The following is a 21364-nucleotide window of genomic DNA, read 5'->3' as shown; positions in this document are numbered from 1 at the left end:
TCAGTGCACCTCTCGCGTCGCGGAACCGTCCAGCCCAAACCAGTCAGCGGCCGTAGCTACATCCTTGTCTCCCCTGCCCGAGAGGCAGACGAGAATCGTGGAATCCGGGTTTTCCTTACCGAAGCGAATGGCTCCGGCCAAGGCGTGTGCGGATTCGATGGCGGGAATGATTCCCTCGGTTCGAGACAGCAGGGCAAAGGCTTCCATCGCCTCAGCATCCGTCACCGGCTCGTACTCGGCGCGCTTGATGGATGCCAGGTAGGAGTGTTCGGGGCCGACCCCCGGGTAGTCGAGACCCGCGGAAATCGAATGGGACGCGAGCGTTTGACCGTCTTCGTCCTGAAGCAGGTAGGTCTTCGCGCCGTGCAGAACGCCCACGTCACCGACGGTGATCGGCGCCGCGTGCCTGCCGCTCTCCATGCCTTCACCGGCGGCCTCGAGACCGATGAGGCGAACATCCTCATCCTCCAAGAATGCCGTGAAGGTGCCGATGGCGTTAGAGCCGCCACCGACGCACGCCAGAACGGCATCCGGCAGGGATCCGGTCAGGTCGAGAACTTGCTGGCGTGCCTCTTCGCCAATGATCTTCTGCAGATCGCGGACGAGGGCCGGGAACGGGTGCGGGCCTGCGGCCGTACCGAAGATGTAGCTGGTCGTATCGACGCTAGCCACCCATTCGCGGAACGCTTCGTTGATTGCGTCCTTCAGCGTGGAGGAACCCTGGTGGACAGAAACGACCTCGGCGCCGAGGAGTCGCATGCGGGCGACGTTGAGGGCCTGGCGGCGAATGTCTTCGGCACCCATGTAGATCGTGCACTCAAGCCCGAGAAGGGCGGCGGCAGTTGCCGTGGCAACTCCGTGCTGTCCGGCCCCGGTCTCCGCAATGACACGGGTCTTGCCGAGGCTGCGGGTCAGAAGGGCCTGGCCAAGAACGTTGTTGATCTTGTGCGAACCCGTATGGTTGAGATCCTCGCGCTTGAGGATGACGCGGGCACCGCCGCAGTGCTCGGCAAAGCGCGGCACCTCGGTGATGATCGAGGGACGTCCCGTGTACGTTTTCTGGAGCTCGGCGAGCTCCTCGAGGAAGGCGGGGTCAGCCTTGAGCTTCTCCCACCCGTCGGTCAGATCGTCCAGCGCCGCCATGAGCGCCTCGGGAATGTACCTGCCGCCGAATTCACCAAAGTAGGGGCCGGTCAGTTCGCTTGCCTTCATGCTTCCTCCACGATCCGAATCATCTCGGAAACCGCTTCGCGGGGGTTACCGGATTTCACGAGTGCCTCGCCGGTCAGAACAGCATCGGCACCGGCCTTCGCGTAAGCGAGAACGTCCTCCGGCCCGGAAACACCGGACTCGGCAACCTTGATAATCGTGTCCGGAATGAGCGACACAAGCTTCTCAAATACGGACATGTCAACATCGAGGGTCTTGAGGTTGCGGGCGTTGATGCCAATAACCTTGGCGTTCGTCTTGAGTGCGCGCTCAACCTCTTCCTCATCGTGCACCTCAACCAGCGCCGTCATGCCCAGCTCCTGGGTGAGTGCCAGGAAGGAGGTGAGCTCTTCGTCGGTCAGCGACGCAACGATGAGAAGCACAATATCGGCCCCGTGGGCCCGGGCCTCGTAGATCTGGTATTCGGTGACAACGAAGTCCTTGCGCAGAACCGGTACGGAGACCTTCTGGCGTACGCGGTCAAGATCGCCAAGCGATCCGCCGAAGCGGCGCTTCTCGGTCAGGACGGAGATTGCCGCTGCGCCGCCCGACTGGTATTCCACTGCCAGGTCCCCCGGCTCGGGGATATTGGCAAGAGCGCCCTTTGAGGGGCTGGAGCGCTTAACCTCGGAAATGATGGAGATACCGGGGGCAAGAAGGGCCGCCCTCGCATCGAGTGCCGGCGGAGCGGCCAGTGCGGCTTCCTTCACCCGCTCCAAGGGCATCTCGGCCTCTCGTACGGCGAGGTCTTCGCGCACGCCAACAATGATCTCGTCAAGAACAGTCATGACAACCTTTCAGTAAAAAATGAGGGGCGCCGAGGCGCCCCTGCAGTGCCTCGGTTCAGTCTTCGTACCAGGCGCCGCCCTTGGCGGTGTCTGTGAGCGAACGGGGCTGGCCCTTGCCCGTCTTCAGGAGAACGTAGGAAAGGGCGAGAGAAAGAACGAGGACGCCAACGCCTGCCCAGGCGAGCGGCTCGGAGAAAATGACGCCAAGTCCAATAACAAGCGCCGCGATGCAGCAGCCCCACGCCATCGTCCATCCGGCCTTCGTGCGGCCGTGGTTCTCGTAGGGAACGGCAGGGGGCAGGGTGTAGGTCTCGTTCTCGCTCATGGTCGACATCATGCTCCTTTGTCGGTGTCTGAACTTAGCTTAGCGGGGATTTATTCGGCTGTCGCCACTGCGCCACGCCTATGAGACAAGCGTGTTAGCGATCTGGATGGCACGCACGGCGGCAGCCGCCTTGTTCCTCGTCTCGATGTCTTCCGTCTTCGGTACGGAGTCGGCAACGATTCCCGCACCGGACTGGACCGAGGCGCGACCGTTTTCGATGATCGCGGTACGGATTGCGATCGCCAGATCTGCGTTACCCGCGAAGTCGAAGTAGCCTGCCACTCCCCCGTAGATCCCGCGCCGTGCCGGCTCGAGCGTGTCAATGATTTCAATAGCACGGGTCTTCGGAGCACCGGACAGGGTTCCCGCCGGGAACGTTGCGGCCAGTGCCTCAACGGCGCTCACGCCGTCCCTCAGCTCTCCTGTGACCGTGGAGGTAATGTGCATAATGTGGGAGAAGCGGGCGATATCCATGAGCTCGGTGACTTCAACCGTGCCTGGCTTCGAAACCTTCGCCAGGTCGTTGCGGGACAGGTCAACGAGCATGACGTGCTCGGAAATCTCCTTGGGATCCTTCAACAGTTCCTCGGACATTTCCCGGTCTTCTGCCGGCGTGGCTCCGCGGGGGCGCGATCCGGCGATCGGGAAGGTACGCACAACGCCTTCCCGCACCGCCATCAGCGTCTCCGGACTCGAACCGACGACGGAGAATCCCCCGCGATCGTCTTCGAGGTTGAAGTAGTACATGTACGGCGACGGGTTGATGGAACGCAGGACGAGATAAACGTCGAGCGGATCCGCTGTGCAGTCAATATCCGCGCGCTGCGATAGGACCACCTGGAAGACATCACCGTCGGTAATGTGCTGCTGGCCCTGGCGGACGGCGTTCTGGAACTCCTCGGAGCTCACTCGCATGACGGGTTCTGCTGGCGCGGTGGAACCCCGTCCGTACGCCCTCGCCGGCACGGGAGCCTGTAACGCTGCCTTCATGTCCTCGATTTTTACGAGAGCCCGGTCGTAGGCCGCCTCGGCACCTTCGGGACGTCCGTTGCGGTTAACCGCATTGGCGATCAGCCAGACGACGCCCCTGCGGTGGTCGATGGCGACGAGCTCTTCGGTCAGGCACATGGCAACGTCGGGTGTGCCGTGCTCGGACGGAGCGTTTTTCTTCAGGGTCGGCTCCCAGTCATAGAGAACATCCCATCCGAGAACGCCGACCAGTCCGCCGGTCAGGGGCGGCATGCCATCCAGTGGTTCCGACTTGAGTTGCGCAAGAGCGTCTGACAGGAGCTCGATGGTCGAGCCTTCGGTCAGCAGGCCGTCGGGAACATCTCCGGACCAGGATGCCTGGCCGTCGCGTGCCGTCAGGGATGCCGAGGAGGACACTCCCACGAATGACCAGTTGGACCAGTAGTCCTGTTCTGCGGACTCGAGGATAAAGGAGCCCGGTCGGCCCTTGGCCAGCTTTCGGTAGATGCTGGATGGGGATGTGTCGTCAACGAGTAATCGCACAGCCACGGGCACAACGCGCCTTGTTGCTGCCAGCGTTACGAAGTCTTCCCTCCCCGGGAAGATCTCACCCCAGTCAGAGATTCGTGTCGTCACGGTCAGTCACCGCCTCAATGGTTCGATTGTCAAAGCAGGAGCGGGTTCCGGTGTGGCACGCTGCCCCCACCTGCTCCACCTGGATGAGCAAAGTATCGGAATCGCAGTCATGTTCGATACCGCGCACGTACTGCCTGTGGCCGGAGGTGTCGCCCTTGCGCCAGAATTCCTGGCGGGAACGGGACCAGAACCAGACCCGGCCGGTTTCCGTCGTTCGAGTGTATGCCTCTTCGTTCATCCACCCCATCATGAGCACCCGCCCCGATTCGTGGTCCTGGATGATGGCGGGCACCAGTCCCGCATCGTTGTAGACGATCATCGAACCTCGATCCCAGCGCTACGCAAGCCGTCCTTGACCTGGGCGATGGTGAGAGTGCCGAAGTGGAACACGGAAGCCGCCAAAACCGCATCCACGCCGATTTTTGCGACGGCGACGAAGTCCTCGACGGTTCCGGCTCCGCCGGAAGCAATGAGGGGCACGGAGCAGATTTCGCGTACCGCGCGTGTCATCTCCAGATCGAAGCCCTTGGTTGTGCCGTCGTGGTCCATCGAGTTGAGGAGGATTTCGCCAACCCCAAGATCCTGGGCCTGCTTCACCCATTCCAGAGCATCGAGGCCCGCGGAGCGGCGCCCTCCGTGGGTGGTCACCTCGTAGCCCGAAGGGGAAGAACCATCCTCCTGGACGCGGCGAGCATCCACCGACAGGACCAGCACCTGATTGCCGAACTCCGTCGATATTTCCCGGAGCAGCTCGGGGCGGTTGATTGCTGCGGTGTTGACGGAAATCTTGTCGGCACCGGCGCCGAGCAGGCGGGCAACATCCTCGACGCTGCGGACGCCGCCACCCACGGTGAGGGGGATGAAGACCTGTTCGGCCGTGCGGGTCACAACCTCCATGGTTGTCCCCCGGTCCTCAACCGACGCGGAGACGTCGAGGAACGTGAGTTCGTCCGCACCCTGCTCGCCATAGACCTTGGCTAGCTCGACCGGGTCCCCAGCATCCGCCAGGTTCTCGAAGTGGACTCCTTTGACCACTCGACCGGCAGATACATCGAGGCACGGGATAACCCGAAGCGCAACGCCCATTTCCAACTCCTTCGATTGACTGATCCAAGGCTAGGCTATCGCCTATGAAGATCGGGATCGTCGACCATATTGCGGAACTGACCACGCGTGAGGGTAACCGCCCCACTATTGTCACGGTCGACGGATTCTCCGGTTCCGGTAAAACCAGTCTCGCCGAAGGAATAGCACGAGAGCTCAACAGCCGCGGCCGCGGCTACGGCACCCTCCTCCTCGAGGTCGAGCTGTGGGCGCGTGGGTGGGGTGATCTCGCTGGCGGAGTCCGCCGCGTCAACGACGTTGTCGAAGGGCTTCAGAGCGGCCCAACCGAAACCCAAACCTGGAACTGGTGGACGGAAACGCTCGAGGACCCCATCGTTCTTAAGCCCAAGCCTGTCATTCTCGTGGTCGGCTCCGGCTCTGGCCAGATCCACTCCGATCTGGCCATTTGGCTCGATGCTCCACGAGATACTCGCCGCGAGCGCGTTGCTCGACGCGATCCGTACGACTGGTCGGATCACTGGGAAGAATGGGAAAGCCAGGAACTGGGTCTCCTGGAAGTTCATGATTCCCGGGCCCACGCTGACATCCAGATCGGCACAACAAACAACGATCGTGAGTGACGTTGATATGGCGCAGGGTGACAACAAGGAAGCCGATAATTGGGTCGAAAGAACCGGGTGAGAAGTCCACGTGGCCGAGAGCAACATCGGAGGGACCGGGAGAGCGGTCAGCGTGCCAGAAAGACAGAGCACTTCCAGGACGATGACTGAGCCACTGGTGGCCAGTGGCGTGGCAGATCACAGCCCATCGACTAAACAAGCTCAACCGCATCAGGTCCGAGAAGACATTGTGTTGCGGGCCGACAACCCACGTCGCGCGAAGCTTGAGGTTGAGGGGTGGGTCATGGTTGCTCGCTCATGGGTTGCATCTCTCGATGCCGCGAGCGCTGACATGGATGTCGTGGATCGTGCGGTGGCGCGGAGCGCCGGGCACGGTCTCATCCGCGAGATTACTGATTTCGATGTTGAGACTGTTCTGGAGCTTGACGCGGCGACGCTTGGGGACTACCCCGGGGGCACTGCAACATCACATACTCCGCTCACCGGATCCACTGCTCAAGTCAGCTCGGTTAGACGGGGCTTGGGGATTTTTGACGACAAAGGGAGAGCTTTGGGGGTCACCTATGTTGATATCGACGGTAGTTCTGCCGGTACAGACTTTACGGTCGTCCTGCCCCAATTTCGGGGGCTTCGCCTGGGGTCTGCCGTGAAGGCCGCTTGCGTTCTTGCGCTTATGAAGGATGGGGTCAGGGTATTTCGTACCGGAGGTGCCGAAGAAAATACGGCAATTCTCAAGGCGAATCAGAACCTAGGCTATGTGGTTGATGGAGAGTGGGTAACGCTCCGGCTCACCGCGGAGGATCGCGACTGATCATGAAGAGCATTTCGCCTCAGCAATCGTCACGCTCTTGGCTCCATTAGCTGCGGATTTGCATGAGCCGTAGGCAGGTCAGGGATCGTGCGGTAAATTTTTGATCGCTTCCATCACTTATGATCGGTCTTGCTTACGTTCATTTTCGATATGAGGAGATTATTATGGATGCTGCTCTGGTTACTCAGTGGACTTTCTTTGAGGAGGTTCCGATCCCTTCGGACGTTGCGTCGTTGCTTGTGCAGGGGGAAGAGCCATATGCAGCTTTCAAGACTTTCCGTGATTCCGCGATTTTTACGTCTAAGCGGCTTATTGTCCGTGACTCTCAGGGCATGACGGGTAAGAAGGTTGAGATCTATTCCGTTCCCTATTCGTCCATCAATATGTGGTCGACCGAGAACGCCGGGCGACTAGACATGAATGCCGAGATTGAGTTGTGGACCCGGGCGGGACATATCAAGATCAGCGTTGGCAAGAAGATCGACGTTCGGCGCATTGACATGCTTATTGCCAACAGCGTTCTCTTGAACAGCTAGTACTCGTAACAGAGTCCTTCGTGCGGTCAACACCCGTGCGGTAAATCCCCGTGCGGATCACTACGGTCGGTCGAGGATTCTTAAGGACATTCTCGACCGACTTCTTTTCGTTAGCGGCAACCGAATTCACCATGGATCTCGATCGTCCGCAGTGCGTCGGGAAGACGCAGCAATTGCGAAGTCAGAGGTAACGGCACCGCGTCGTTAAGTTACGGCGTCTCGTCCTCTACCCCGATGCCTCACTGCATGTTCCTGCCCGGCTGACGTTCCTACACCCCGGCCGATTCGCCTGCGTGTCAGCAATTCATCTCTTGTCAGCCCGTGCCTGGGACAACGGGTTGATCACGTGAAAGCTACCGCGCGAGGTGGTTTGCGTGGCGCGTTGGCCTAGCGTAGCCAGGACGCTGACGGGTCTCGAAGTTCCCCGTAGCCGGCGAGGGCTGATGCGGCGGCGAGGACTCCGTTGATGGTGGTGGCATTGTGGATGTACCCGGCGTGGATTTCTGCCACTGCCTGCGTGAGCGGAATCCAGCGATACTGCATATCGGCTTCTTCTTCGGTTCGCTCGTACTCGAGTGATGACTCGGTGAGGTCGCGGGCGAGGTAGATCCGGAGGGATTCGGAGAGGCAACCGGGTGAGGAGAACTGGTCGATGAGGACATGCCAGGTTTTGGCTTCGAGCCCTGCTTCTTCTGCGAGTTCGCGCTGCGCCGCAAGGAGTGGGTCTTCACCTTCTTTGTCGAGAAGACCGGCGGGGACTTCCCAGAGGATCGCGCCCACGGGGTGGCGGTATTGGGAGAGCATGAGCACCTCCGGTCCGTTCTCGGTCTCCCGGAGGGGAACGATGGCAACCGCACCGGGGTGTGCAATGTATTCGCGGCGGAGAACCTTGTCCTGTCCGGTGAGCCGGATTTCGTCTGAAACGAATGAGAAGACGTTGCCTTCATAGATGGTCTCGGAATTTATGAGGGTGTGTCCGTCATACTTGCGGTCTGTCACGTCGTCTCCTGCCGTGTGGCTGTTATATCCGACTCCAGCTTAACGCCCGACCATTTGCCCGGCGCACCACCGTCTCGCAAGCACGTGGCATCAAGCTTGGTATACCGTTCCTGCCGGTACCCGCCGATCACCCGTCAGAACCGTGCCGGTCCCCGGACCTATGCCATTCCTCGGGTTCATATCATCGACAGGCTCATGCCGATCCTCGGGCACGTCCCGCTGGCCCAAGTCATCAAAGCAGCACCTGCCTTACGGAGTTCGTCTTGTTCTACGACTGGATCGATGTGGATCCGGTGTTCTCCCGTGCGCTAGTCACCATCTGGTATCTGCTGATCCAGATCTGGGCGATGTCTGGGGACTGGGGTTGGGTACTGATTCTTTCCCGTGCGACGCGCGTGAGCCTCTTGGCCAGGGTTTCGTCGGAGAGGATCGTGCGTACGTTCGAGACCATGGCCGCAACATCATCGACGTCGAAGAGTAGGCCCGCCCCTTCCAGGAGGTCGGGTATGCCTCCGGTGCGGGTAGCGATGACCGGCACCTGAGCCGCCATCGCTTCCTGGGCCGCGAGCGGACGCGATTCCCACACAGATGGCAGAACAAACACGTCGGAGGCAGCCAGCCACCTGTCCACATCGGAGCGTTCCCCGGCAAGCACCAGGGGCGCCCGAGACGAGATAGCACCGAGTCTCAGCTGATCATCGATAGACATGTCTCCACGGCCCACAAGCACCCAGGTCACTTCTTCCCGCAGTGCGGTGGCAGCCTCCAGCGTCGTCATGACGTTCTTCCGCGGGATCAGGGACGAGACGGTGAGGACCATGGGCCGTTTCGGATCAATATCCCTGCCTGGGCTTGCCGCGTCGGGAAGGGATGAGAGCAACTCGGTACGAAGATTATGCCTATCGGTTGCGCTAAGCCGCCCGGTTTCAAGAAGGGACGGAATGCCGGGGCTGGGAACGTAGGACAGCCACGTCTGCTTAGCCCCCACCTGCCTCGCCAGAGCAACAAGGTCAGGCGAGGTACCCGATACTCCATCGGCAATTCGAACCCCGAAAGAATCGGCGGAGCGCGCAGTCAACCACGACCGTTCGCTCGGCCGAGCATGCCAGGAAATAATGAAACCTGGACGGTGACGTTCCGTCAGGAGCGTGGCTGCGAGCAGGCCGCCGTTGTTTCCGTGGGCGTGGACAATATCGCAGTTGCGGACAACGCGTTTAATGAGGCGCACCTGGGTACCCGACAGGCGGGCAGGGATCTCGATCGAATCCCCCATGTCATAGCTTTCAAGAACGCCAGCATCCGCGGCGACGACAACGTCGTGTCCAGCGAGCCTCAGCTGGTAGGAAAGTCGAGATACGTGGGCTGCCATAGCCCCGTCACCCGACAGGACGATCTGGACAATATGCATGACACCCCCTTTAGTCCTCCGCGACCCAGGCCCCCACCTTCCACGCGGAACGGTCCGCTCGGAACGTGATGAGCACGGGGACCGCCACTGCCACAAGGGCGCCGAGAATGGCGCCGCCGAGGGCAGATGCGACCCCTTCACCCAATTCTAGGATGAAACCGCAGGCCAAGCGGCCAACAATCGCCGAACACAGCGAAACTGAGACAGCAATAGTGACCGTCTTCAGCAAACCGGCGGTGACACCCTCACCGATTGACTTCCGACATTCCACAACCCCTGCAATCCCCGCCGCTGTCATACCAACCGCGGTTGCGAGGCTCAGGATGTCGAGAGTCTCCATCCGGCTATCGGCAAGCGGGATAGCAAAGAGAATACCGAGGCAGACCAGCATCCAGCCCCACACCGTAATCCTGAGGACCCTGCCCGGCTCACCCACCGCATAGAGGACGCGGGACGTGTGGTAGAGAAGCGAGTAGCCGATCACGCCGATAGCAAGGACGCTGACAACCCGGTCCAGCTCCGGCATGTCATACACGACCGTGAAGATCTCCTCGGCCGCGGGTGCAACTGCCGCAAGGGCGGCACCACCGATCGCCGACACAATCACAATCAGACGGATTGAACCCGACGCAATCTCGGCAAGACCCGGCCTACCCGGCAGGGCCGCCTTCTCGGAGACCCGCGGGAACAAAGCCGTAGCGATCGGCACCGCAAGGATCGCGTACGGCAGGAAGTAGAGAGCCTGCGCATACTTGTAGATCGGGTACGCACCCGTACCGCCCACATTATTCGCAACGATCATGATAAGGACGATCGCGGCCTGCTGGGCAAGCAACCCACCAAAGCCCGCGGACGCCATGCGGAGCGCCTGGCGTCCCATCCCGTCCGGGAACCGGAACGTGGGCCGCAGCTTCACGACCTTCAGGACGGGAATCAGCTGCGGCAAAGTGAAGGCAATAACCCCGCCCGTCGTTCCCCATCCGAGCCACATGAGAGCCGCCACCGGGACTTCAGCCGGGTCACCGCTGTCACTGCCACCCGTCTGCCAAAACATGAGGAACGCGCCGATGACCACGATCGACGACAGCATCGGCGCCAACGCCGGCATGACGAACTTGTGGTGGGCCTGCAAGATCCCGCTCAGCACGACAGACATGCCGTACAGCGGCACCTGGACCGCAAAAATCCTCAGCAGCAACGCCGCCGTATCGATAACAACCTGATCCCGCGCACCCAGGAGCCCGTGAGCAAGCGGGTCGGCCAGCACCACGACGAGGAGCGCGATCGGCACCCCCACCGCCATCACCCACGTGAGAAGCGCCGACGCCACCCGATTCGTTGATTCCGCGTCCTTACGAGCAATGCACCGCGACAGGAGCGGCACGACAACACCCGCGAAAGCACCGCCCGCCGCGACTTCGAAGAGCACATTTGGAACGTTGTTGGCGGTCGAATATGCATCGGCCATCGGTGTTGCGCCAAGGACCCAGGATTCGCCAACGGTCCGACCAAAACCAACAACTCTGGAAAGCAAAGTGAGGATAGCAATAACGCCGGCCGCTCCTGCAGCCGACGCCATCAGCGACCTCGCCTTCACCTACCGCCCCCAGCGATCAATTGCCGACAGCACGGAATTATTGTCAATCACCCTGCTGAACGACACTTTCTCCGAAGCCAGAATCAGGCCAACGGTGGCGCCAGCAACAACGGTCCGTACCGCACGGTTCGGGTGAGCCGCCATCGCAACACCAAGCCCGGCACCGAGGGCGTTCGCACCCAGGTCTCCCAGCATGGTCCGACCTGCCAGGTCCTCCCCAGCATTTCCCGCAACCGTAGTTGCAAGGCCGGCGAGCAACGGCGCAGTTGGTCCAGACCTCGGCATCGCCAGCAAAGCGCCGGCGCCCGCCACTTTGAGCGCACGTCCGGGACGCAGGTCAAGAAGATTAATGAGGTTTGCGGTTCCCGCAATCGCAACGGAGCGAACCACCCAGTCGGTTACCGACCTTCGGTCACAAAGAAGAAGGGCGGCCACTCCGGCGCCGGCGCCAATCAGACCGATCTTGAGGACACCGGTCGTGACATTGCCCTGCGAAAGCTGTTTGAGATGGCCGGTGAGCCCCTTGCCGCTTTCGAACTCTTCTTCCCGGTGATCATCGACGTAACCGGCAACCGCGCCCGCCGTTACCGCGGCGATACCAGCCGCGCCAACGCGGCCCCCGGTCACCAGAGCTGCAACGCCCGCACCGGCCGCGGCACGAACGCCACCCGCAAGAGCCACCGGATCACCGGCAAAGTTCGTTCGCTGCCACTCGGTTCCAGACGGTCCGGGGATACGCGAGGTCAGGAACCCTGCGACCCCGGCAGCCAGCCTCTTCATTATTCGCCGTCCGCCGGCTGATCCTCGCCGGCCGAATCGCCATCGGTCTGCTGATCTTCGGAGCCAAGAACACCTTCGAGGGTGCCCTCGCCCTCGGTTCCGGCTTCGCCGCCGTCAACGGCCTCACCCTCGACAGTTTCACCATCGACTGGAGCATCGCCGTCAACCGAGTCACCCTCGGTAGCCTCACCTTCGGTGACACCTTCCTCCGACTCGGAGGGATCGGCTGCTGCAAAGTTCTCGAGTTCTGCACGTTCACCGAGCACGAGCTCGGCGCTGTCGGTAATACCCCAGGCGACAGTTGCCCCGGACAGCTCCTGGGTCAATGCAAAGGGAACATTGATAAACGACGTTGAGTCTTCCGGGGAATCCACCGTCGACACGCCATTGTCGTCGGCCCGCACCGCATCGAGAAGCGTTCCACTATCGCCCGTCGACACGAGAACAGCGGGGGTTTCGATGGCGGTCATGAACTCGACCTTGTTCGCAAGAATCGTCTCTGCATCCGGGTCCTCTTCGCCCTCAACCGGGACCTCCACCTCTGTGGGGCCCACAACGAGGATCGCGTCGGAAGGGCTGGCAAGAGATTCACGGACCTCGATCAGCGGATTGTCGGAGGACTGGTAAAGCTCGAGAAGGGTCGCAGCCCCCGCGCTCTCATCGTCCGCCATGAGAATCAGTTCCAAGCCGGCCACGAGGGTCTCCATCGGATTGTCCGACGTCTCAACGTAGGAGCCGAGCTGACCGGAAAGGGCGTTCCGGTAGGAAGCGGTGGCCGGGGAGAAGAAATTATCGGTGATCTCGACAACGCCCTGGATTTCGGCACCGGAGAGCATCAGGTTCTCGGAATGTGCGGCAATTGCGTCGTCGCTCGCGCCCGGAAGGGCAACAATGACGATGGCCTGGCCGTCCAGGCTCCCCGTGATCATGTCGGTGGTGAGCGATTCCAGGCCTTCGCGGTACGCCTGGGATTCGCGTTCCGCTTCTTCCGCTTGCGCCCACGCTTCATTTCGGGATTCCCGTAGCGAATCGACCTGGTTCGTCAGGACCGAGCCGATCGAGTTTTGCAGGGGGCCCGCACCGAGGATGATACCCACGCCGAGGGCCATGAAGACCGCGATCAGCGAGACAAGATGGTAGCGAAAATCAACCATGACACTTCCTCACTCAACCGAACAGGCTGAACACATTGTTCCAAGCATCGGAGAACCATGCCTGGAAAAGACCCCAAATGGTCTGCCCCACGTCCGTCGTGGTGATTGCCGCGACGAACGCGAACACGCCGGCCACAAAGAGGGCAATGAGCTGCCAGTTGGAAATCCGGGACTGATAAAGCTGTGACGCGCCCTTCGCGTCGATGAGGCGGCCGCCAACCTTGAGCCGCGTCAGGAAGGTCGATGCCATTCCTTCCCTGCCCTTGTCAAGAAACTCGATGAGCGAGGAGTGGGTACCAACAGCGACAAGAAGCTTCGCGCCCTTCGAATCCGCGAGGATCATGGCGGCGTCCTCGCTCGTTCCCGTCATAGGGAACACAATGTAGGGAACACCCAGGTCTTCCACGCGTTTCACGCCCGGAGCCCGACCATCGCGGTAAGCATGAACGATAATCTCCGCGCCGCTCGTCAGCGCGGTGTCCGATACCGAGTCCATGTCGCCAACAATGACGTCTGGGGAAAGCCCAAGCTCAAGCATCGCATCCGCGCCACCGTCCACGCCAACAAGAACGGGCCGGTAGTCACGAATGTAGGACTTCAGCGACTGGAGGTCGTCCTTGTAGTGGTAGCCGCGCACCACAATCAGGACCTGTTTACCGTCAAAGTCGGTACGGACGTCGGGGATACCGACGGAATTCAGTATAAGGTCGTGTTCGCGCTCGAGGTACGACATGGTGTTATGAGCGAAAGCGGACAGCTGGGTGGAGATACCCTCCGACGCCTCCGCCATAGCGGCCTCGTTCAGTTCGGTGGTCTGCCATACACCGTCGGCAAGAAGCACGTCGCCCGTGTAGACGGTCCCATCGTCCTCGATGCGGAGCTGCTGTCCTTCCCGTACGTCCATGATCTGCGAACCGAGATCGTCGATAAGGGGAATGCCGGCAGCGAGAAGAATTCCCGGGCCGAGGTTCGGGTAGCGACCGGACGTGGACTTTGCAGCATTGAGAACCGCAGCGGGTTTGCAGGCAACGAGGGCTTCTGCGGAGACCCGGTCGAGGTCCTCGTGATCGATCACGGCGATCTCGCCCTCGTCGAGGCGCTTCGTCAGATTCTTCGTCCGTGAATCAACCTTCGCAAAACCCCCGAGCCCTTCCAGCTCGGTTGTCTCAGGTCGTCGACGAAATTTCCACTTCACTCGACTATCGTCCCACGGTCGACTCGGAAAGTAGGTCAGCGGCGTGCCTACGCGCGGAGTCCAAGTCCGCTGATCCGGACAGCATTCGTGCGAGTTCAAGCACCCGTTCATCATCAGAAACGGCGCGAACTTCCGTCGATGTTGCGCCCCTGGCAACGACCACCTGTCGGTCCGCCCACGAGGCCACCTGGGCAAGGTGGGTGACGACTATCACCTGGGCATGTTCCGCTAATCCGGCCAACCGAGCACCAATGGCCTTCGCCGATTCACCGCCCACGCCAGCATCGATCTCGTCGAACACGAAGGTTGGCGGCACCTCGGGTGCCAGCTTCGCCAAGACAAGCTCAATGGCGAGCATGATGCGGGACAGCTCGCCGCCCGAAGCCGAGCTGGCCAGCGGCACCTGCGGGGCGTGGGAATCCGGACGGAACATGAATGTCACCTTGTCGATCCCGTCAGCCCGTGGCTCGTTTGGTTCCACCGCTACCGAGATCTCGGCTCTGCCCAGGGCTAGCTGAGCAAGTTCCTCATTGACTCGCTTCGCAAAAACCTCGGCCGTTTCCTGGCGGATCTTCCGCAAAGCAGAGCCCGTCGTCATGACATTCTTTTTCGCGGCAGCGAGCTCTTCTTCTAGCTGTGCCTCCCGTGCCTCGGGGTCCTCGAGATCGGCAAGAGTTTCCCGGGCGTGCTCGGCTTCAACGATCGCTTCGTCGACCGACATGCCGAGCTTGCGGGATAGGGAACGGAGCTTAGCCTTACGAGCATGCAGATCATTGAGAGGCTCCCCCGTCTCAAGCCCAGAGAGCATCCCGCCCACCACCTGGACCAGATCCTTCAGTTCCGCCTCGGCGGCTTCTGCTCGCTTGCGAACATCGTCCGCACCGGGCTCCTTTAGCCCAGACATCGCTGAAGCTACCCGCCCCACGAGGTCCGCGGCCCCGGGCATCATTTCACCGTCGCCCGATAGTGCACCGAGGGCCTCGGCCAGGCCGCTCCGTGTTTCCTCAATCGAGTCAAGCCGTTCAATGCGTTCGCGCAGCGAATCTTCTTCACCGGTTTCCGGCTCCACCTCATCAACGGCTTCCACGAGCGCCGTCAGTGCGAGTCGCTTCGACGCCATGTCACGTGCGGATTGTCGGAAGGCTTCAAGCGTGGCCGTGGCCTCGCGATACTCATTCCATGCATCCCCGTAGGTGGCGAGAGCGGATGCGGCCTTCGTCCCGCCTGCGCTATCGAGCGCGCGCAGCTGAGCTGCCGCAGAGCGTAGCCTCATCTGCTCGGATTGCCCGTGGATCGTGACGAGGGATTCGCCCAGCGATTCCAGGGTGCTACGGGGAACACTCCGCCCACCCAGGAAGCATCGGGACCTTCCTTCGGCGGGTACTTGGCGGGAAATTGTTATCCCTGCCGATTCACCTTCGGTGTCAACGTCTCCCCCGCTGTCGCGAACCGTGTCGACGACATTGGCGGATTCGGATACTTCGAAGATTCCTTCGACGACCGTGCGTTCGGCACCGATTCGGACCTTCGACACGTCCGACTGTTTACCAAGCAGGAGCCCCAGGGAGTTGAGGAGCATTGTTTTACCGGCACCGGTTTCACCGGTGATTGCCGTGAGTCCCGGAGCGAATTCGATCGTTGCATCCTCGATGACACCGAGGTTCTCGATCCGAACCTCATCGATCACGGACGGCCCCGATCCCGAAAACCTCTCACCGGCAAATCGAACTTCTTGACGAGGCGGCCGGAGAACGGTGTGTCGTTGAGCCTAGCCAGGTACACGGGATAATCCGACTTGCGTGCGGAAATAATGCTGCCCGCGGCCACCGGAAGCTCCCGCCTACCGTCGCAGACGAGCTTCGCACCATCGGAGTCGAGGACGACCTGGAGTTCAGAGTTTGGCCCCACGACCAGGGGGCGAGTAAAGAGAGCGTGTGCCGCAACGGGAACGAGAAGCATGGCCTCGACGTCGGGCCACACGACCGGTCCGCCGGCAGAGAACGTGTATGCGGTTGACCCCGTTGGCGTTGCCATCAGAACCGAGTCGCAGGCAAAGGACGAGACTCCTCGACCATCGACACCGAGGCTCACTTCGATCATTGGCTGACCGTGCTTATCGAGGGCAGCCTCGTTGAGAGTCCAGGACGTGGCCCGCGAACCATCGGGAAGCATGACCTCAATATCGATCGTCATTCTCCGATCGAGAGTCCACTGGCGTTCGGTGATTTGTTCGACAACGCGAGGCAGCCCCTCGGGTTCCACTTCGGCCAGGAATCCGACGTGCCCGTAATTGATACCAACGATAGGGATTTCCGCGCCCCGGGTGAGTTCAGCGGCGGACAGGATCGTTCCGTCGCCGCCCAGGACAACAACCATCTCGGCGTCGCCAACGGGTCCGCTCTTGCGGACCGTGAATCCGTGGCTTTCCAACTGGTCGGCCATCATCGCAGCCGACTGCTGGGCATCGGGCCGAAATTTGTGGGCAACGACGTAGATCTCGCGTGTCATCCTGCCTCCTTCGCTCAGACTCTACCGAAAAGGCCGGGCGCTGGCCCATTCATCACGGCGCTGTGGATCGCCTCGGTCATATCCGAAACGGGGTCCGGATGGTCGCGTCGCATCGACAGGAAGTATTCAACATTCCCGGCGGGTCCGGGAAGCGGCGAAGCCGCAACATCGGCAATGGAAAGCCCTAACTCCAGTGCGCACCTGGCAACGGTTCCCACGGTCTCTTCGTGGTGGTCAAGGTTTCGGACAACCCCACCGTGACCGAGTCGTTCCTTGCCGATCTCAAACTGGGGCTTCACCATGAGCAGGAAATCTGCGTCCTCACGAACGGCGCCCACGAGGGCTGGGAGAACCAGCGTGAGGGAAATAAACGACAGGTCCCCCACCACCATGTCCGGCGCCGGGGCAACGTCCTCGGAAGTGAGGGCGCGCACATTCATGCGTTCCATGACGGTCACCCGCGGATCTTCCCGCAATCGCCACGCGAGAAGTCCGTAACCAACGTCGATCGCGAGAACTTCTTTCGCACCGCGGCGCAGCAGAACGTCCGTGAAGCCGCCGGTGGAGGCTCCAGCATCGATGATTCGTCGATCCTGGATGACGGGCGCCCGATCGCCAAGCACGTCGAGAACACCGGCAAGCTTGTAGGCACCACGGGATGCATAGTGGTCCAGGTCGGAATCGTCGACAACGATAGCCTGGGCCGGGTCCATCTGACGTGCGGGTTTTGTTACCTCGGCGCCGTCGAGACGGACCCTGCCCGATTCGATCAGTTGCTTCGCCTCTTCGCGTGAACTCGCCAGTTTTCTACGAACAAGTTCCGCGTCGATCCGCCGCAGGCGACCCATCAGCCCTGAGCCTTGCTCAGAGCATCGGATAGCACACGCGCGATCTCGTCGAAGCGTTGGGCGCTGGCCTCGAGGCTCTCAGAATCGACCGGCTCTTCAGGAGTCAGGTCGTTTACAATCGCCTCGAGGTCGCGTCCAGGAGTCGTTTCCATGCGTCTATTCGACCACGAGTTCTGTCAGCTGATCGAAGAGATCCTCTCGGCGGGTCCCGTCGTCCACCGCCGCCCAACAAGCGGCAACGACACAGCGGTAGAGATCCATCGACGCCCCAGGCAGCGAACCGGAGGTCGTCAGCTTGCCGTCAACAACCTCTGCCCACTCCGAGCCAAGCTCTGCCCGGCCATCCTGGGTCACCGGTGCCTCGTGCGCCTCGTTGAGACCCCGCAGATCCTTCGCGAGGAACGTGGGACGCTCTTCGGGAACGGCAAGGGCAACGTCCCGAGCATCGCTCACGCCCGTGAGAACATGCAACGAGTCAACGCCTGCCGCAACGGAGCCACGGATGTCGGTGTTGAGACGGTCGCCGACAGCGATCGGATTCTTCGCGTCGACAGCATTTGCTGCCTGCTCGAAAACCCTCGGTAGCGGCTTGCCGGTGGCGAGCGGAACCACGCCCGTGGCGTGCTCAACTGCCTTGACGAGTGCACCGTTGCCCAGCATGAAGCCACGTTCCTGGGGAAGTGTCGCGTCCAGGTTGGTTGCAATAAAGACCGCGCCCTTCCGGATCGCTAGCGCACCCTCGGACATGACCTGCCAACCAACCGTCGCGTGAAAGCCCTGGACAACGGCGGCCGGATCATCGTCCGCGGAGTCAACGACGGTGAAGCCCTTCTGGGTCAGCGCCCACACGAGTCCTTCTCCACCGATAACGAAGACCTTCGAGCCGGCCGGGATCTCCCCCGCGGCAAGCTCAGCCCCTGCCATGGCAGCCGTGTATACCTCGGAGTCATTCGCAGGAATGTTGAGGCTACGCAGGTGCTCACCAATCGACGCGGGCGTACGTGCCGCATTATTCGTCAGGTAGACCGCCTTTTGACCTTCGGACACGGCAGCGGTGATTGACTCACCGGCGTACTCGATCGGTTCCTGACCGCGATAGCACACGCCATCAAGGTCGTAGATCGCAGCATCGTAGGCCTGCGACAGCGGGGCGGTCGATGACTTCAGAGTCATTTAGTTTCACCTTCGTCGAACTCGGAGAACAGGTCGTCCTGCTCAGGGGCATCCCCGGTCAGGTTTTCCAGACCGGGTAGTACCAGGTTATCGTCATCCTCACCCTCGCGAGCGTCCGACTCATCGGTGTCTTCGAGAACGTCCCGAGCATCATCCAGGACCTCGTCCGGACCCACGTTCGCCTCATCCTGCTCAAACTCGTCGACAGTCTCGGCTTCCTCGGCTACCTCAGCGACAGCAACCTCGTCCTCCACAACATCCTCAGCAGCATCCGCATCAGCCTCCGCGAACAGCTCGGGCTCAAGACCATCGAGTGGCTCGTCGGATTCCGTAGCTTCACCCGCTTCGTCTTCATTCGCGTCGCCACCCTCTGTGGAGACCGGATCAACCGACTCGTCGAGATCGGATGTGTCCTCCGAATCGTCGGCAACATCGGCATCGTCCAGGACCTCGTCAGATTCGACGTTCTCTTCGTCAAACTCGACATCCTTCGGATCATCCATTGATTCCTGGTCCTCGGAAGCCGCATCGTCAGCGAAACGATCGCTGGAGTCGGCCCGTTCATCATCCCAGGCATCATCGGCGGACTGTGCGGACTCAACCGACCGTGCCGAATCACTCGAGTCTGCCGAGTCGTCCCAGTCGCCAGCGCCGTACGAGTCCTCGTCGGAATCCTCAGCGTAAGCCTCTGATTCAATCGCTTCGGTGAGCACCTCGATGGTTTCCTGATCCCACAGCGCAGACCATCGTGCCTCTACTGCGACGGCTTCCTCCTCGCGGCCAAGCTCACGCAAACGCTCTGCACGCACCAGCTCAACCGGGGCCCTCATCTCTTCACTAAAAGTATCGACCTTCAGTGTCTCGATGAGCTTGAGGCCCTTCTCGGACTCCTCAAGGTCCGCGTAGGCACCCGAGACGACAAGTGCGAGCTCGATCTGTGCGGCCGGCTCAAGCTCCTGGAGATTGATGTCTTCCAGGTATTTAACGACACGGTCGGGCTTACCCATGCCACGCTCGCAGTCTGCCTCAAGGTAGGCATGGGAGATGTCGCCGGACATGCGGCGGTAGGTGCGCAACTCACGGAGAGCCTCACCGTACTTCTCATTTGCGTATGCCGTGAGACCAAGGGCCTCGCGGACAATATCGATACGGGAAGCACGACGGTAAGCTGCCTTCGCGTGCTCGTAAGCAAGCTCGGGGTTGTCATCCATGAGCGAGCCAGCCATGACAAGGAAACGTGCGACACGGTCAGCATTATCCTTGTTGAGAGACAGAAGGTGACGACGTGCTTCCTTGCTGAGGTTCTCTGCAGTGATCTCCTCAGGGATAAACGGCTCCGGCTCACGGTCCTGACGACCGGCACCTGCACGAGGTGCATGCTGCCTACTGCCACCACCATCCCGCTCATCGAAGCGCCGACCACCGCGATCATCCCGATCGTTGAAGCGTCCTCCGCCACGACGATCATCAAACTTACGCCCGCCACGATCATCCCGATCGTTGAAGCGCCCACCGCCACGACGATCATCAAACCTACGCCCGCCACGATCATCGCGATCGTTGAAGCGCCCACCGCCACGACGATCATCGCGGTCACTAAACCGACGGTCACCACCACGGTTATCGCGATCATCAAAACGACGAGGCCCACGATTGTCACGGTCATTGAAACGACGCTCGCCACCCCTGTTGTCGCGGTCGTTGAGGCGTCCTCCGCCACGACGATCATCAAACTTACGCCCACCACGATCATCGCGATCATTAAACCGACGGTTACCACCACGGTTATCGCGATCATCAAAACGACGAGGCCCACGATTGTCACGGTCGTTGAACCTACGATCGCCATCCCGCTTATCACGATCATCAAAACGACGAGGCCCGCGATCGTCACGGTCATTGAAACGACGCTCGCCGCCTCGGTTATCCCGATCGTTGAAGCGCCCGCCACCACGACGATCATCACGGTCGCTAAACCGACGCTCGTTGCCACCACGATTGTCGCGGTCGTCAAAACGACGAGGTCCACGATCATCGCGATCGTTGAAGCGACCCCCGCCACGACGATCGTCAAACTTACGCCCACCACGATCATCACGGTCGTTGAAGCGCCCGCCACCACGACGATCATCACGGTCATTAAACCGACGCTCGTTGCCACGGTTATCTCGATCGTTAAAACGGCGGTCGCCACCGCGATTGTCTCGATCGTTAAAACGGCGTGGCCCGCGATCATCGCGATCATTGAAGCGCCGGTCGCCACCGCGGTCCTGGTATTTGCGGCCTCCGCGATCGTCCTTGAACCGATCGGAGCCGCCTGAGCGGGATCCCTTGCGGCGATCAGACGCCGACTGCCAGGAGCTACGACGGTCTTCAGAGCCGTCTTCAAAATTGTTGGACATTAGAGATCTCCACTCATTCAATTCTCAAAAAGCGGCCCATACGGCACGCGACATATACAAGATTAGTTCATGATGGCCGTCCATGAAATCATATGCGGCTGTTGACTCGAACACCGCAAGCTCCCGTCCAGGAAGCCGCAAGACGAGGATCATCCTCCACCGGCAGGACGGCCGCTGAAAATGGACAGGGAAAGAACCATCATGGTGGCAGTCAGGTACTGCAACCGAAAAGCTTGCAGCTGATATGACTAAGGCCCCCACCGAAGTGGGGGCCTTAGATCCAATAATAATGGCGGCGGTGTCCTACTCTCCCACACCCTCCCGAGTGCAGTACCATCGGC

At 60.9% G+C, this 21364-nt stretch carries 21 protein-coding genes and 1 pseudogene; 3 read left to right on the top strand and 19 right to left on the bottom strand.

Annotated elements, in window-relative coordinates; all coding sequences use genetic code 11:
• The 6 genes from trpB to hisF all read right to left on the bottom strand — a co-directional run bounded on the left by trpB (window position 1) and on the right by hisF (window position 5013).
• On the bottom strand, window positions 1–1212 hold the full coding sequence (trpB, locus tag ACTHUY_RS09485; RefSeq protein ID WP_441654883.1) for a tryptophan synthase subunit beta: 1212 nt from the start codon (window positions 1210–1212) through the stop codon (window positions 1–3).
• Window positions 1209–1997, bottom strand: a complete 789-nt coding sequence (gene trpC, locus ACTHUY_RS09480; protein WP_441654884.1) for an indole-3-glycerol phosphate synthase TrpC — start codon at window positions 1995–1997, stop codon at window positions 1209–1211. Before trpC ends, trpB begins: the two co-directional genes overlap by 4 nt.
• 55 nt (window positions 1998–2052) lie before the next feature.
• Window positions 2053–2322: an HGxxPAAW family protein gene (locus tag ACTHUY_RS09475; RefSeq protein ID WP_441654885.1), complete on the bottom strand. Its 270-nt coding sequence runs from the start codon at window positions 2320–2322 to the stop codon at window positions 2053–2055.
• 78 nt (window positions 2323–2400) lie between these two features.
• Window positions 2401–3927, bottom strand: a complete 1527-nt coding sequence (locus ACTHUY_RS09470; protein WP_441654886.1) for a chorismate-binding protein — start codon at window positions 3925–3927, stop codon at window positions 2401–2403.
• Window positions 3908–4246: a phosphoribosyl-AMP cyclohydrolase gene (hisI, locus tag ACTHUY_RS09465; RefSeq protein ID WP_126703437.1), complete on the bottom strand. Its 339-nt coding sequence runs from the start codon at window positions 4244–4246 to the stop codon at window positions 3908–3910. The genes ACTHUY_RS09470 and hisI overlap by 20 nt, the downstream gene beginning before the upstream one ends.
• Complete coding sequence (hisF, locus tag ACTHUY_RS09460) at window positions 4243–5013, bottom strand: imidazole glycerol phosphate synthase subunit HisF (RefSeq protein WP_126703438.1); 771 nt, start codon at window positions 5011–5013, stop codon at window positions 4243–4245. Before hisF ends, hisI begins: the two co-directional genes overlap by 4 nt.
• A gap of 44 nt (window positions 5014–5057) precedes the next feature.
• Here hisF and ACTHUY_RS09455 point away from each other — a divergent pair, with 44 nt between their 5' ends.
• The 3 genes from ACTHUY_RS09455 (at window position 5058) to ACTHUY_RS09445 (ending at window position 6959) form a co-directional block, all read left to right on the top strand.
• Window positions 5058–5612 (top strand): uridine kinase family protein, encoded by a 555-nt coding sequence (locus tag ACTHUY_RS09455; protein WP_441654887.1) that lies wholly within the window; start codon window positions 5058–5060, stop codon window positions 5610–5612.
• Window positions 5613–5754: 142 nt separating this feature from the next.
• Window positions 5755–6423 (top strand): hypothetical protein, encoded by a 669-nt coding sequence (locus ACTHUY_RS09450; protein WP_441675191.1) that lies wholly within the window; start codon window positions 5755–5757, stop codon window positions 6421–6423.
• Window positions 6424–6587: 164 nt separating this feature from the next.
• Entirely contained in the window at window positions 6588–6959 is a 372-nt protein-coding gene (locus ACTHUY_RS09445) for a PH domain-containing protein (RefSeq protein WP_441654889.1), read from the top strand.
• A 387-nt stretch (window positions 6960–7346) separates the two neighbouring features.
• Here the strand turns inward: ACTHUY_RS09445 and ACTHUY_RS09440 are convergent, their stop codons facing one another.
• The 13 genes and pseudogenes from ACTHUY_RS09440 to ACTHUY_RS09380 form a co-directional block, all read right to left on the bottom strand.
• Entirely contained in the window at window positions 7347–7958 is a 612-nt protein-coding gene (locus ACTHUY_RS09440) for an NUDIX domain-containing protein (RefSeq protein WP_441654890.1), read from the bottom strand.
• 268 nt (window positions 7959–8226) lie between these two features.
• A complete protein-coding gene (locus ACTHUY_RS09435) occupies window positions 8227–9366 on the bottom strand; it encodes a glycosyltransferase family 4 protein (protein WP_441654891.1) in 1140 nt (379 codons plus the stop codon).
• Between the two features lie 10 nt (window positions 9367–9376).
• Entirely contained in the window at window positions 9377–10945 is a 1569-nt protein-coding gene (murJ, locus tag ACTHUY_RS09430; protein WP_441654892.1) for a murein biosynthesis integral membrane protein MurJ, read from the bottom strand.
• Window positions 10946–10963: 18 nt separating this feature from the next.
• Complete coding sequence (locus tag ACTHUY_RS09425) at window positions 10964–11743, bottom strand: hypothetical protein (protein ID WP_441654893.1); 780 nt, start codon at window positions 11741–11743, stop codon at window positions 10964–10966.
• Window positions 11743–12897, bottom strand: a complete 1155-nt coding sequence (locus ACTHUY_RS09420; RefSeq protein WP_441654894.1) for a copper transporter — start codon at window positions 12895–12897, stop codon at window positions 11743–11745. Before ACTHUY_RS09420 ends, ACTHUY_RS09425 begins: the two co-directional genes overlap by 1 nt.
• Window positions 12898–12910: 13 nt before the next feature.
• Window positions 12911–14092: a putative cytokinetic ring protein SteA gene (gene steA, locus ACTHUY_RS09415; protein ID WP_441654895.1), complete on the bottom strand. Its 1182-nt coding sequence runs from the start codon at window positions 14090–14092 to the stop codon at window positions 12911–12913.
• A gap of 4 nt (window positions 14093–14096) precedes the next feature.
• Window positions 14097–15779: a DNA repair protein RecN gene (gene recN / locus ACTHUY_RS09410; protein ID WP_441654896.1), complete on the bottom strand. Its 1683-nt coding sequence runs from the start codon at window positions 15777–15779 to the stop codon at window positions 14097–14099.
• Window positions 15776–16600 carry an NAD kinase gene (locus ACTHUY_RS09405; RefSeq protein WP_441654897.1) on the bottom strand — a complete coding sequence of 275 codons (825 nt, stop codon included), beginning with the start codon at window positions 16598–16600 and terminating at the stop codon, window positions 15776–15778. The genes recN and ACTHUY_RS09405 overlap by 4 nt, the downstream gene beginning before the upstream one ends.
• Window positions 16601–16614: 14 nt before the next feature.
• Window positions 16615–17448, bottom strand: coding sequence for a TlyA family RNA methyltransferase (locus tag ACTHUY_RS09400; RefSeq protein WP_441654898.1), 834 nt, complete (start codon window positions 17446–17448; stop codon window positions 16615–16617).
• On the bottom strand, window positions 17448–17600 hold the full coding sequence (locus tag ACTHUY_RS09395) for a hypothetical protein (RefSeq protein WP_441654899.1): 153 nt from the start codon (window positions 17598–17600) through the stop codon (window positions 17448–17450). The genes ACTHUY_RS09400 and ACTHUY_RS09395 overlap by 1 nt, the downstream gene beginning before the upstream one ends.
• Window positions 17601–17604: 4 nt before the next feature.
• A complete protein-coding gene (locus tag ACTHUY_RS09390) occupies window positions 17605–18621 on the bottom strand; it encodes an HAD-IIA family hydrolase (RefSeq protein ID WP_441654900.1) in 1017 nt (338 codons plus the stop codon).
• The gene (locus tag ACTHUY_RS09385; protein ID WP_441654902.1) at window positions 18618–19847 is read right to left on the bottom strand and encodes a hypothetical protein; all 1230 of its coding nucleotides are present in this window, start codon (window positions 19845–19847) and stop codon (window positions 18618–18620) included. Before ACTHUY_RS09385 ends, ACTHUY_RS09390 begins: the two co-directional genes overlap by 4 nt.
• Before the next feature lie 186 nt (window positions 19848–20033).
• Window positions 20034–21023: pseudogene (locus ACTHUY_RS09380) on the bottom strand (hypothetical protein); the annotation flags it as partial.
• Between the last annotated feature and the right edge of the window lie 341 nt (window positions 21024–21364).

Source organism: Flaviflexus sp., from assembly GCF_052087705.1.
GTDB lineage: Bacteria > Actinomycetota > Actinomycetes > Actinomycetales > Actinomycetaceae > Flaviflexus > Flaviflexus ciconiae.
This window is presented reverse-complemented; position numbering and strand designations above follow the sequence as displayed.